The 13017-nt window shown below is 61.6% G+C and carries 14 protein-coding genes; 11 read left to right on the top strand and 3 right to left on the bottom strand.

The window, feature by feature from the left end:
- Positions 1-5 precede the first annotated feature (5 nt).
- Complete coding sequence (locus WNZ15_RS06245) at positions 6-518, bottom strand: flagellar basal body-associated FliL family protein (RefSeq protein ID WP_342892095.1); 513 nt, start codon at positions 516-518, stop codon at positions 6-8.
- 283 nt (positions 519-801) lie between these two features.
- On the opposite strand from WNZ15_RS06245, the gene flgF reads away from it, so the two are divergent.
- The 7 genes from flgF (at position 802) to WNZ15_RS06210 (ending at position 8194) form a co-directional block, all read left to right on the top strand.
- Positions 802-1542, top strand: coding sequence for a flagellar basal-body rod protein FlgF (flgF, locus tag WNZ15_RS06240; protein ID WP_342892094.1), 741 nt, complete (start codon positions 802-804; stop codon positions 1540-1542).
- A 21-nt stretch (positions 1543-1563) separates the two neighbouring features.
- On the top strand, positions 1564-2346 hold the full coding sequence (gene flgG / locus WNZ15_RS06235) for a flagellar basal-body rod protein FlgG (RefSeq protein WP_342892093.1): 783 nt from the start codon (positions 1564-1566) through the stop codon (positions 2344-2346).
- 18 nt (positions 2347-2364) lie between these two features.
- Positions 2365-3348, top strand: a complete 984-nt coding sequence (flgA, locus tag WNZ15_RS06230) for a flagellar basal body P-ring formation chaperone FlgA (protein ID WP_342892092.1) — start codon at positions 2365-2367, stop codon at positions 3346-3348.
- On the top strand, positions 3348-4097 hold the full coding sequence (gene flgH, locus WNZ15_RS06225; protein ID WP_342892091.1) for a flagellar basal body L-ring protein FlgH: 750 nt from the start codon (positions 3348-3350) through the stop codon (positions 4095-4097). The genes flgA and flgH overlap by 1 nt, the downstream gene beginning before the upstream one ends.
- A gap of 197 nt (positions 4098-4294) precedes the next feature.
- Entirely contained in the window at positions 4295-5056 is a 762-nt protein-coding gene (locus tag WNZ15_RS06220; protein WP_342892090.1) for an NAD(P)H-dependent oxidoreductase, read from the top strand.
- A gap of 173 nt (positions 5057-5229) precedes the next feature.
- Positions 5230-6036: a lytic murein transglycosylase gene (locus tag WNZ15_RS06215; protein ID WP_342892089.1), complete on the top strand. Its 807-nt coding sequence runs from the start codon at positions 5230-5232 to the stop codon at positions 6034-6036.
- Positions 6037-6211: 175 nt separating this feature from the next.
- A complete protein-coding gene (locus WNZ15_RS06210; protein WP_342892088.1) occupies positions 6212-8194 on the top strand; it encodes a bifunctional 2',3'-cyclic-nucleotide 2'-phosphodiesterase/3'-nucleotidase in 1983 nt (660 codons plus the stop codon).
- Between the two features lie 414 nt (positions 8195-8608).
- On the opposite strand, the gene dksA is transcribed toward WNZ15_RS06210, so the two are convergent.
- Complete coding sequence (dksA, locus tag WNZ15_RS06205) at positions 8609-9025, bottom strand: RNA polymerase-binding protein DksA (RefSeq protein ID WP_342892087.1); 417 nt, start codon at positions 9023-9025, stop codon at positions 8609-8611.
- Between the two features lie 165 nt (positions 9026-9190).
- Positions 9191-9613, bottom strand: coding sequence for a flagellar assembly protein FliX (locus WNZ15_RS06200; RefSeq protein WP_342892086.1), 423 nt, complete (start codon positions 9611-9613; stop codon positions 9191-9193).
- A gap of 313 nt (positions 9614-9926) precedes the next feature.
- On the opposite strand from WNZ15_RS06200, the gene WNZ15_RS06195 reads away from it, so the two are divergent.
- The 4 genes from WNZ15_RS06195 (at position 9927) to WNZ15_RS06180 (ending at position 12571) form a co-directional block, all read left to right on the top strand.
- Positions 9927-11069: a flagellar basal body P-ring protein FlgI gene (locus WNZ15_RS06195; protein ID WP_342892085.1), complete on the top strand. Its 1143-nt coding sequence runs from the start codon at positions 9927-9929 to the stop codon at positions 11067-11069.
- The gene (locus tag WNZ15_RS06190; protein WP_342892084.1) at positions 11069-11392 is read left to right on the top strand and encodes a rod-binding protein; all 324 of its coding nucleotides are present in this window, start codon (positions 11069-11071) and stop codon (positions 11390-11392) included. Before WNZ15_RS06195 ends, WNZ15_RS06190 begins: the two co-directional genes overlap by 1 nt.
- A complete protein-coding gene (locus WNZ15_RS06185) occupies positions 11389-11883 on the top strand; it encodes a flagellar protein FlgN (protein ID WP_342892083.1) in 495 nt (164 codons plus the stop codon). The genes WNZ15_RS06190 and WNZ15_RS06185 overlap by 4 nt, the downstream gene beginning before the upstream one ends.
- Before the next feature lie 292 nt (positions 11884-12175).
- The gene (locus WNZ15_RS06180) at positions 12176-12571 is read left to right on the top strand and encodes a flagellar protein FlaG (protein ID WP_342892082.1); all 396 of its coding nucleotides are present in this window, start codon (positions 12176-12178) and stop codon (positions 12569-12571) included.
- Positions 12572-13017: the final 446 nt, after the last annotated feature.

Here is a 13017-nt window from a genome sequence, read left to right as displayed (position 1 = left end):
TCTATTCACTGAACAAGGATTTCCTTGAACAGCACCCCTTCAACCTTCGCCGGATAAACCGACAGATTGATCCGCCTGAGCAATTCTTCCTTCAGACGGAACAGACCGGCAGACCCTTCCAGGTCCGCGGGGCGCAACTCGCGCAGATAGATCTGGAACGCATCCAGAATTCTCGGCAGATACGGCTGGATCTGATCGATCATCGCGCGATTTTCGACTTCCAGCGCAATCCTGACCTTGAGGTAGGTGGTGCGCCCGTCCGTCGCCAGATTGACCGTCATTTCCGGCAGATCGTAGAACATCACCGGTTTCTGGACTTCCTGGGCCGCCTGCGGGTCCCCGGGAACCGGTGCTGGATCACCGCCGCCCATCAGGAAGAAGTAATAGACCGCCCCGCCGACAACGAGCAGAAGAACCAGCCCGATACCGCCGAACAGGATCATCTTCTTCTTGCCGCCACCGGCAGCTTTTTCCGCGTCGTCGCCGTCATCGTCGGCTGCGGCATTTTCGTCTGTCATTCGGCACTCCGCATCCAGCCAGGCGCTCGCGCGCGCCATTTGTTACTAAAGTGTTAATGGTTAACGAAAGGTTACCAGGCCATTAACGCGAGTCACCGGGCAAAAATTGCCAACCGGTTAACTTCTGCCGGAATCTCTTGCCGCACGCACCCTCCCCTTTCGCGTTTTACCCACATTTCCCAAGGATTTATAAACTGGCACGCCTCGTGCATTAACCATACCGAGCCCGTGGATCTGGGGAGATCGACCGGCTCGTCGGGGAGCATGAAGGGAACCGTTCGCCATGGAGAACGCACAACTAGTCGCCTTATCGAGGCAATCGATTTTGCGGAATCATCTGGATGTCATCGCCAACAACATGGCGAACATCAACACATCCGGCTTCAAGTCGCAGAATATGCATTTCGCGGAATACGTGATGCCGGTCGCCGACGGCACTGCTTTCGAGCAGCCAGATCGCAAGATTTCCTATGTGGACATGTTCACGACCAGGACCGACTTCACGCATGGTCCCGTGAAACTCACCAACAATGAATTCGATCTCTCGCTCAACAGCGAAGGGTTTTTCGCGGTTCAGCTGGAAGACGGCACGGAAGCTTATACGCGCAGCGGCGCCTTCCAGCTTGACTCAACCGGACAGCTCATTTCCGCCGATGGCCGCCCAGTCATGACCGAGGGGGGGCCGATCTCCTTCACCGTCGAGGACGGTCGTGTCGAGATCGCCGGCGACGGCACCATCGCCACGGAGCAGGGCATTCGCGGAAAGATCAAGGTCGTCGACTTCGAGGACGTCCGCACCCTGGAAAAAATCGGCGATACAATGTTTCGCGGAGAGAACCCCCAACCGGCCGCACAGGTGCGACTTGTGCAGGGCGCCATTGAAGGCTCCAACGTCTACGGGGTCACCGAGGTCACCCGCCTGATCGAGGTCACCCGCGCCTATGACGCGACCTCCAAGGTGGTCAAGGATCTGGACGAGCTTCGCCAGCAAGCCATCTCCACACTCGGCAAGTTTCAGGCCTAACCGGCATCAGGGAAGAATACGATGAAAGCACTCCACATTGCCGCCACGGGCATGAAAGCCCAGGAACTGAACGTCGAAGTCATTTCGAACAACGTCGCCAACATGCGCACGACGGGTTTCAAGAAGCAGCGCGCCGATTTTCAGGACCTGCTCTACCAGAACCTGAGGCGCATGGGCACGGAGACATCCGACGCGGGCACGATCGTTCCGACCGGCATCCAGATCGGCTCCGGCGTCAAGATTGCCTCGACGACCCGCATCATGTCCCAGGGGTCTCTCGAACAGACCGGCAAGAATCTCGACCTTGCCGTCCGCGGCGAGGGTTTTTTCCAGATCGACCTGCCGGACGGCAACACCGGTTACACCCGCGACGGATCGTTCGAGCGGGATGCCGACGGCCAGCTCGTGACCGTTGACGGATATGCCGTCGTTCCCGGCATCACGATCCCGGAAACCGCGCAGGATATCACGATCTCCAATACGGGCGTCGTTCAGGGTGTCGACGTGGGCGGCAACACCGTCCAGCTCGGACAGATCCAGCTGGCCCGGTTTGTGAACAAGGCAGGCCTTGAAGCGATCGGCGACAATCTTTTCCTTGAAACCGACGCCAGCGGCGCGCCTGAAAGCAGCAACCCGGGGGATGACGGTTTCGGCTCCCTGCAGCAGTATTTCCTCGAAATGGCCAATGTCGATGCCGTGACCGAGATCGCCGACCTGATCTCGGCCCAGCGCGCCTACGAGATGAATTCCCAGATCATCCAGGCCGCTGACGAGATGTACTCGACAACCACCAACCTCCGCTAAGACGGGAAGGCTGACACCATGATGAAACACCTGCTGAAAGCCGTGACCGGCCTGCTGCTGGTGGGCATCTCCGCCTCCCTGGCTCTGGCGGAAGAGCGCCCTGTGCTGCGCTCTCAGGTCATGACACTGTCCGATATCGTGACCATCGGCGATTTCTACTCCAACACGGGCCTGCTCGCCTCCAAAGCGCTGTTCAGGTCCCCGGACATGGGCACCTCCGGCAATGTCCCCGCCAATCTGGTCGCCGAACGGGCCAGGGCCGCGGGTCTGACAGCGGCAGGCACCGACGGCCTGCGGACCGTCGTTGTCTTCCGGGGCGCCACCCGGCTCAACCGCGACCAGCTCGCAGGCCTGGTGCGCACATCGCTTGCGGACCGCAACGCCGGACTGGATCCCGACAGGCTCGACATCCGGTTGCTGCAGGCCCCCGACCAGGTGCTTGCGGACCCCAAGGTGCACGACCCTATCCGGATCGACCGGATCGAATGGTCCCGGAACAGTGGCCATTTCACGCTCCACGCCACGGTCGCGGTGGAAATCGGAACCCAGCCGCTGATCCTGTCGGGTGTCGCCACGGAAATGATCGACGTGGTTGCCGTAACGCAGCCCTTGCGACGCGGCGACATTCTGAAGGAAGAGAATCTGGACGTCATCCGCATGGCCCGCAGCAAGGTGCCGGCAGGCGCGTTGACGGATCCGGACGACGTGGTCGGCAAACAGGCGCGGACGAACATTCGGGCCAATGCCCCCCTGGCGCGCAAGGACTTCCAGCGCCCCATCCTGATCCAGCGCAGTGAAAAGGTCACGGTCACATACCTGATGTCGGGAATGAAACTGACTTCCCGTGCCCAGGCCATGGATGACGGTGCCAAGGGCGACGTCATCGATGTCATGAACCTGCAGTCCCGGCGCATCGTCCCGGCGATTGTCACCTCCCGCGGCCGGGTACGCGTTCATGCCGCCAATCCAGTTGTTGCAAGCTTGAACAGCGAGACAAACTAATGCTGAGATCCGTTTCCAGAAATCTGCTGGCAAGCATCGCGCTTTCCGCCCTCGTCGCCGGTTGCGGCACCGCCGACAAACTCGCCAATGTCGGCCAGCAGCCGGCCCTGAACGCCATCCAGGACCCGACCACGACACCGGGATACCGTCCGGTCCAGATGCCCATGCCCGAACCCCAGCAGGCGCACTACAACCCCAATTCCCTGTGGCAGTCGGGCAGTCGGGCCTTCTTCAAGGACCAGCGCGCCAGCCAGGTCGGTGACATCCTGACGGTCGTCGTCACCATCGACGACCAGGCCGAATTCGAGAACGACACCGAACGCAGCCGGTCCGAAAGCAGCGGCGCGGGTGTCGGCGGAGCTCTCGGCACCGCCATCGACACGATCTTCATGCCCGCAAGCGCGGCCGCCAGCGATATCGCCAACACCAACAGCAACTCCAACTTCCAGGGATCCGGCAGCGTCGACCGAACAGAAAGCCTGCAGACCACCGTGGCCGCGGTCGTCACCCAGGTCCTGCCCAACGGCAACATGGTGATCGAGGGCCGCCAGGAAGTCCGTGTGAACTTCGAAGTCCGCGAACTGATCGTCGCCGGCATCGTCCGGCCGGAAGACATCACCGCGAACAACCGCATCGCCAGCGAACAGATCGCCGAAGCCAGGATCGGCTATGGCGGGCGCGGCCAGATCACGGATGTTCAGCAGCCGCGTGTCGGCAACCAGGTACTCGATATCCTGCTGCCGTTCTAAAAGGACAGAGCAATGCAGGTTTAAAGTCCCCCGGCCGGAACCGGTGGCATGTTCTAGAAGTCTCACCGGTTCCGGCTGATGACGGGCACGACGTCTCGCTCCCCGAGCGTCGTGCCCGTTCTCTTGTTTGGCTCTCGGTCGCAGTCGGGAGTATCCCCGGGCCTGGTGGATGCCAGGGACGCAGAAGGCGGAAAACCGTGACCACAACCCTGATCGTGCTCGTGCACCCTGCCCCGGACTCCTTCAATGCCTCCTGGGCGAAACAGACGGACACGAGCTGCAGTTCCCTGGGTGACGCAGTGCTCTGGTCCGATCTCTATGGCCAGGGCTTTGACCCCGCCGAACGGTCGTCTCATTACCCGGCAGACAGCGTGAGCACGCCATATGACGTGCTCAGGACCCAGCAGGCGGCGTCAGAAGCGGGCTGCCTGCCGGAGGCCGTGCAAGACGAAATCGACAAGGTCCGCGCCGCCGACCGGATCATTGTCCATTTCCCGGTCTGGTGGTTCGCGCCGCCGGCCATGCTCAAGGGCTGGTGCGAACGGGTTCTCGTCAACGGCGGGCTGCACGACACCGACAACCGGTTCGACACCGGCCGCTTCCGCAGCAAATCCGTCCTGTTCTGCGCGACCACGGGATCGAGACAGGCGGAAAGTGCCCACAACGGCAAGGAAGGCGATATCCAGATGCTGCTCTGGCCCCTCGCCTACACCTTTCGCTACCTCGGATTTGACGTCTTGACGCCGAGGCTCATCCACGGCGTGCATGGCTACCACAAGGGTACCGCCAGGCACGATCTGGAAACCCGGCTGAGGGCGGAACTTGCCGGCCATCACGACACCATCGCCCGTTACGACGCCCTGCCGCGCCTGAATTTCAACGCCGATGACGATTTCGACCGGGGCCGCCTGCGCTCCGATGCTCCGAGCCATTCGCGCTTCATACGGCACGAGCCGTGAGCCTTAACCAGCCAGGTGCCATCGTCGGTTTCCGGTTGCAACCTGCCGACCCGGTGTCCCCCGCCAGTATCCGGCGTGCATCCGGTCCGGAACCTTCTTTTTCCTGTCGGGATGACGACGGGCTGTTTTGAGCTAGAATGCCCAAGGGTTAATTCCGATTCAGCGAGGATTTCATGCGCGGTTCCATCTTTCTCATCTTCGGTGTCTTCCTCCTGGCCGCAACGCCGGCATGGAGCGCGAGCTGCGGCAACGGCCCGGCCGGGTTCGAGGCATGGAAACAGGCATTCATTGCCGGATCCGCGCAGCACGGCCTGAAGCAACGGGTGGTGCAGCGGGCCCTGAAGGATGTCCGCTACAATCCGAAGGTGGTCCGGCTGGACCGCAACCAGAAATCCTTCAAGCTGAGTTTCGAGCAGTTCTACGCAAAACGCGTCAACAACGCCATGATCCGGCGCGGGCAGAAGCTCGGCAAGACCTATGGCCGGATCTTCAAGAGCATCGAGCGCAAATACGGCGTTCCTGCTCCGGTAATCCTGTCGATCTGGGGCCTGGAGACCAATTACGGCAGCTTTTCCGGCAACATGCCGGTGCTTCAGTCGCTGGCCACGCTGGCCTATGACTGCCGCCGCGCCAGGTTTTTCACCAACGAGCTGGTCAACGCCCTGATCATCGTGCAGCGCCGGGACATGACGCCCGCCGAGATGAAGGGAGCCTGGGCCGGCGAAATCGGCCAGACCCAGTTTCTGGCCTCGTCCTACGTCAAATACGCTGTCGACTACGACCGCAACGGCCGCCGTGACCTGATCCGCTCCATCCCGGATGTGCTCGCCTCAACCGCAAACTACCTTGCCAAACACGGCTGGCGCCGGGGTCAGGGCTGGGCACCGGGCACCGCGAACTACAAGGTCCTGCAGAAGTGGAACAAGGCAGGCGTCTACGTGAAGGCGATCTCGGTCATGGCGGCCAAGATCGGCGGCTGAGGTGGACGTTCAGACTTGACAATATCTGCCGCTCAGGCAGCCTGATCCGTCATACGGTTGCAATCGCGGCGGCGCAAAATCCCTGCGTCAGTATGGCATGCGTCAGCAAGGCATGCGCCCTACGGGGACGCCGCCCCGCGAGAACACGCGGCCGCAGCCGAACAGGAGCACTGTCATGTCCATCTTGAAAGACGTATCCCTCTCGCGCCGCGGCCTGCTGACGGGAGCCGCCGCGACCGGCCTTGCCGCGGCCCTTCATCCTTATTCCGTGCTTGCGAGCGACGGCACCGCACACATCCGGTTGATGGAAACGACCGACCTCCACGTTCATGTGTTTCCCTACGACTACTACGGCGACCGCCCGGTCGACACGGCGGGTCTTGCCCGCACGGCCACGCTGATACGGCAGATCCGCGACGAGGCCACCAATTCGGTTCTCGTTGACAACGGCGATTTTCTGCAAGGCAATCCGATGGGCGACTTTGTCGCCTATGAGCGCGGCCTGCGCGAAGGCGACGTCCACCCGGTCATCAAGGGCATGAATGTCCTGAATTTCGACGCCGCCACCCTTGGCAACCACGAATTCAACTACGGTCTGGACTTCATGATGAAGGTCCTGTCCGGCGCCAAATTCCCGGTTGTCTGCGCAAATCTGGTCAAGGGCACCACGCTCGCCGGCAACGCCCGCCAGGATTCCCTGTTCCTGAAGCCCTACGTGATCCTCGACAGGCAGGTCACCGACGGCGCCGGCAACAGCCATCCCCTCCGGATCGGCTTCATCGGCTTCGTTCCGCCGCAGATCATGAGCTGGGACCGCCGCCACCTGGAAGGCAGCGCCAACACCCGCGACATTGTCGATGCGGCAAAGGCATTCGTGCCTGAAATGCGCGAACAGGGCTGTGATCTGGTGGTCGCGCTGTCCCATTCGGGTATCGACGCCGGCAGCGCCACCGACGGCATGGAGAATGCGTCCCTGCACCTGGCGGCGGTCGAGGGCATCGACGCGGTCTTCACCGGCCACCAGCATCTGGTGTTCCCCGGTCCGGCCTATGAAGGCCTGCCGGGCGTCGACAGCCAGAAGGGAACCTTGTTCGGCAAACCCGCCGCCATGGGCGGTTTCTGGGGCTCCCATCTCGGGGTGATCGACCTCATGGTCGAGCGCGACGGCAACGGCTGGCGCGTCGCCAACTTCATGACCGAAGCCAGGCCAATCTATGAAAAGGAAGGCCGCACGGTCACGCCGCTCGTGGACAGCCAGCAGGATGTGCTCGACGCCGTGCGGGAAGATCACGAGGCAACGCTTGCCTATGTGCGCCGTCCGGTCGGCAAGACCTCGGCACCGCTGCATTCCTATTTCGCGCTGGTCGCCGATGATCCCAGCGTCCAGATCGTCTCCAGGGCACAGATCTGGTACATCGAACAGATGCTCAAGGGCACCGAATGGGAAGGCCTGCCGGTGCTGTCCGCTGCCGCGCCTTTCAAGGCAGGTGGACGCGGCGGTCCGGACTATTACACCGACGTGCCAGTCGGAGATGTTGCCATCCGGAACGTCGCGGATCTTTATCTCTACCCCAACACGGTGCGCGCGGTCGCCATCAAGGGCAGCACCGTCAAGGACTGGCTCGAACGCTCCGCAGGCATCTTTTTGCAGGTGGAACCGGGCAAGGCCGACCAGCCGCTGATCAGTCCGGACTTCCCCAGTTACAATTTCGACGTCATCGACGGCATCACCTATGAGATCGACCTCACCCAGCCGTCCAAGTTCGACCCGAAGGGCGACCTGGTCAATCCCGAGGCCAGCCGCATCGTCAATCTGGCGTTCAACGGCGCGCCGCTCGATCCCGACCAGACCTTCGTGGTGGCCACCAACAACTACCGGGCCGGGGGCGGTGGAAATTTCCCTGGCATCACCGACGATGTCGTGGTTTTTGTCGGGCCCGACACCAACCGGGACGTTCTGGTCCGCTACATCGTGGACCAGGGCACGATCAACCCGTCCGCAGATGCCAACTGGACCTTCCGTCCTGTCACCGGCGCCACAGTGCTGTTCGAAACCGGCCCGGGCGGCGCGGAGCATGCCGCATCCGTGAAGGGCGTGCGGATCGAACCGGCCGGCGACGGCGCGGACGGCTTCGCGCAATACCGGATCACCCTTTGACCACACGGTCCCGGCAAAGGTCAGAGCTGCAGAAAACAAAAAACCTTCCCTGACAGGGAAGGCCAGACTGCTGACATACCCCTGGCGTTAGCCGGGGGTTTCAGACTGCTGACAAACTCCCAATTGGTCATTCCGGACAAGTGCAGCGAAGCTGCGCGCTGATCCGGAACCTAGCGCATCAGCGCGAGCGAAGGCGAGCACCGGAGCAATCCAAACATTTGAAGTCATTATCAAAGACGCGCCTGCGGCGCGAAGTACTCGCTGGGTTCCGGCTCTGGCCATGCAGCTGCGCTGCAGACCGGCCGGAATGACGAAATTGAGTTTGTCAGCAGTCTGAAACCTTCCCTGACAGGGAAGGTTTTGAAAGGAGTTCAGGTTCGCCGAGCAAGCGGCAAACAGGCCGTTTTCTGGAAGTCAGTCGTCCCGGTACACTTTTTCCCGGCGCTCATGCGCCTCCTGGGCTTCGATCGACAAGGTCGCGATCGGACGGGCCTCGAGGCGTCTGAGAGAGATCGGCTCACCGGTCTCTTCGCAGTACCCGTAACTTCCGTCCGCAATACGCTCCAGGGCGTCATCGATCTTGGAGATCAGCTTGCGCTGACGATCCCTGGCCCGCAACTCGATGGAGCGGTCCGTTTCTGACGACGCGCGGTCCGCGAAGTCGGGATGATTGGTGTTTTCTTCCTGAAGATTTGTGAGCGTTTCCTTGCTCTCTTTCAGGATCTCGTCTTTCCAGGCAAGCAGCTTGTTTCGAAAATATTCGCGCTGCCCGTCATTCATGAACGGCTCGTCTTCTGAGGGTCGATATTCAGACTCAATTTCAACCGACATCGATAGCTCCGGATTCCCGTTATGCCGGGCGCAATATATAGCCGGTTCCGTCAGCCTACAACGGTTCATTTATTAAAAAAGGCAGATTGGAAAACCCATATCTTTCAGAGCCTTGCGTAAATTTCAAACGATTTCACGGCAAAATTGAGCCGTTTCGCACACCTGTCAGTCCGTGAATCGGCCGAGCTTGGCCAATTCGACTTTGACCCGCAATTCGATCTCTTCCAGCACCGAATCGATCTGTTGGTCACCGCTCGGCGGACGGCTCGCAACCTGACTGGCGAGCAGTTCCAGCCGGTCCTCGGAGACCTGGCCTGCCAGCAGATCGGTCTTCACCGACTCCAGCGTGTCGAGCAGCGAGTGGCCATGCCGCGTGGCCCGGGAACGGCGTTCGGCGCGTTCATCCACTTCCTGCAGGGCCAGCAGCGCATCCATGCCCTGGATCGCCGCCCCGCCCGCGGTCTGTGACGAGTGTGCAACTTCTGCACCCATGTCCGGCGCGAACTGGTCCGCTCCCGCGGAAGCCTTCTTCTTTGCGCCTTTCCCCTGCACACCGGTAATGGGTTTGTTGCTGGTGATACGCATCATCGACCTTTCAGTAGGAATGACGGCAATCGTGACCTGATCACGGCAACGCCTGTCAGTTTCTGCCGGGAAGGGTAAATGAGTCCTTGTGACGGAGGCAATATTTGCCGGGCCACACACACAACTCTTTAACCCGTCTCAACAGTTTTGCGTGGATAGGCTGGCAATGATAGCAGCATTTGGCGCAGAATCCGGTCAGATTGTGTGAAAGAACCGTATTCACCGGAAAAGTGGCACGGCTCTCGCATTGCAAAAGCCCAGACAGGACCTCCGGCACAGCTGGCCGGACTTCAAAATGGCGGACCAGAATTAGCTAATGCGATATCTCGGTGAAAAGATTTCCGGAAAAGTCGGTCGGCGCGTGCTCGCCGCCGCAGCCCTGGCATTTGGACTGGTCGCGGTGCTGGTTCCGGCGCACGCCGCGTCACGGATCAAGGACATTGCCGATTTCGAGGGCATTCGTGAAAACCAGCTGATCGGTTACGGCCTGGTCGTCGGTCTGAACGGCACCGGCGACTCCCTGAACAACTCGCCCTTCACCCAGCAGAGCCTGCAGGCCATGCTGGAGCGACTGGGCGTCAACACCCGCAACGTCGATCTCAACACCGATACCGTTGCCGCCGTGATGGTAACGGCCAACCTGCCGCCCTTTTCCACCCAGGGCACGCGGATCGACGTGAATGTCAGTTCCCTCGGAGATTCAGAATCCCTGCAAGGCGGCACGCTGCTTGTGACCCCCCTGGTCGGTGCGGACGGTGAAGTCTACGCCATCGCGCAGGGCTCTGTTGCCATCGGCGGGTTCTCGGCCCAGGCGGATGCGGCCTCGGTCGTTCGCGGTGTGCCCACGGCCGGCCGCATCGCCAATGGCGGCCTCGTCGAGCGGGAGCTGGACTTCAAGCTCGCCTCCCTGACCACGCTGAGACTGGCCCTGCGCAATCCCGACCTGACCACCGCACGGCGCGTCGCGCTGTCCATCAACGAACTGATCGGCCTGCCGACCGCCGAGCCGCTTGATCCGGCAACCGTTCGCCTGGATCTGCCGCAGCAGTATGACGGCAACATCGTCGATCTTCTGACCGATATCGAGCAGCTCATTGTCGAGCCGGATCTCGCCGCCCGCATCGTGATTGACGAGAACTCCGGCATCATCGTGATGGGCCAGGACGTAAAAGTGTCCATGGTGGCCGTTGCCCAGGGCAACCTGACGGTGACGATCGCGGAAACCCCTCAGGTCGTGCAGCCTCTGCCGTTTGCGAACGGCGAGACCGCCGAGGTGCCGCGTTCGGAAGTCACGGTCAACGAGGACGGCACCAAACTCGCGATCGTTCCGGAGACAGTCACCCTGAAACAGCTTGTCGACGGCCTGAACGCCCTCGGGATCGGACCGCGCGACATGATTTCCATCCTGCAGGCGATCAAGGCTTCCGGCGCCCTGCAAGCCGATATCGAGGTGCTGTGATGATGCAACAGGTCTCGCCCCAGATGACAACCGCTGCGCTTCAGTCAAACCCGCAGGACGCCCTGCGCGGGGTCGACCGCAGCAACAAGTCCGCTGTCCGGGACGCGGCCGTGGAATTTGAGGCCGTGTTTCTCAACACCATGCTCCAGAGCATGTTCACCGGCCTTGACGAGGGCGGCACCTGGGGCTCCGGCCACGGAGCGGATGCCTGGCAGAGCCTGTTGATCGACGAATACGCACGTTCCATCGCCGAAACCGGCGGCATCGGCCTCGCCGACAGTGTGGAACGCGAACTGCTTGCATTGCAGGAGGGGTCACGATGACCGCACAACCGAACGCCACTACCTTTCCCTTTTCACTCGAGCGGCCCAACAGCCAGCCGGATGCGGAGAGTTTCTGTTCCGCCCTGTCCGGCACCATGGAAGCGCTGCTTTCGGTCATTGAGATGGAAACGGATCTGGTGCGGGCGGGCAAGCTCAAGGAAGCCGGCGAATTGCAGCCGGACAAGGCGCGCCTGATCCACGAATACACGCGCGGCATGATGACCGCCAAGGACCATGCGGTTGCACTCGGCAACCTGGCCCCGGCCGCGACGCAGAACCTGCGCCGCCAGCACGGCGAATTTCAGCCGGTCCTGCGCATCAATCTGGCGGTTCTTTCCACCGCGCGCGATGTCGCCGGTTCCATCGTGTCCACGGTTGCCAAGGTGGCCGGGGCCAGGAACGCAACCGCGCCGACCACCTATGGCAGCAACGGCTCGGCTCCCACAGGCCCGCAATCGGCTCGCGGAATCGCGATCAACCAGTCGCTTTAGGCAGCGCTCACGATCAGCGCGTCGAAGACGGTGCCCCCCCAACGCAGGTCGAGCGCGGGAGGCGGCCGGACAGGCCGCTGATGGGTGGCGTCTCCTGGTTTGGCCCGGCCATGTGAAAGCTGCTGATACCCTTTGAAATGGCGCCGGAGGGTACAAGACGACGTTTTGGAGCGGCTCCAGACGGATAAGCCGGGTTCGCTAAAATTCTAAGCATTCCGTGAACGGAACATTCATTCCCTTGCGTTAAGTTGGGCCTTGAACGGGTAATCGTATCAACCGCCCGGAGGGAATGATGCTGGACACGGGATTGGCCCGGCCGCCATCGCCGACCTACACGGCGATCACGCCGGCAACACGGGCTTCGGAACAGAATGAGCCGTCCTCCAAGACGGAATTGCCGGTCGAAGAAACGGTAACGCCGTCGACGGAAACGGACAACAGCCAGAGATCCGCGAACAACGAACGCGATCAACGTTCGCTTGCCGAGCAACTTGCGCCGACCGTCGAACGCCAGAACGTGATCGATCCGGACAGTGAAAGCCTCGTCTACGTCGCGACCAATACGGAAACGGGTCAGGTCGTTCGACAAATTCCGAGCGAAACACTGTTGCGCATGCGCGCCTATGCGAAAACCGTCGAAACGCAACAGACGCAGGAACCGGCTCAGCCGTTCCAGCGCGTCGTCTGACACCGCACAACACCAGCCGCGACAAACAAGACCCCGCCTGACAGTGTCTCAAGGCCCGCCCCGGCCCGCCTGACAGCTCCCGGCTGCTCGAACGGCGACATGATCTGTCCGCCAGGCCATGTCGCACCAGACCGGTTCGCGCCAGGCTGCTTCGCTCCCCCCGCCACAGGCAATCCTGAAAATCGACATCCGGCGTTCCAGTTCCTTTCGCCTGTTCGACGCCCCCCTGCCCGATTTGCCAGCCCCGTTTCGCCAGCCTCGTTTGTCTCCCCAGTTTTGCCGGCCCCGTTTTTTCCAGCCTTGCAAAGCGCCCGCGCAAGCCTGCCCGCACCAATTCGTCCGGCCGGCCGGTTTCGATCCGGCTGTCCTAAAGACCGCTGTTCTGGTGAGTGGGACCGCGAGCCGCCGAGACGCGTTAAGACCTTTGGCGCAAAGGCGCCGGTTCT

Origin of the sequence: Roseibium sp. AS2, assembly GCF_038900065.1 — a bacterium.
In the GTDB taxonomy this organism is placed as follows: Bacteria; Pseudomonadota; Alphaproteobacteria; order Rhizobiales; family Stappiaceae; genus Roseibium.
Note: the sequence above shows the minus strand (reverse complement) of the source record. Positions and strands in the feature narration are given on the sequence as shown.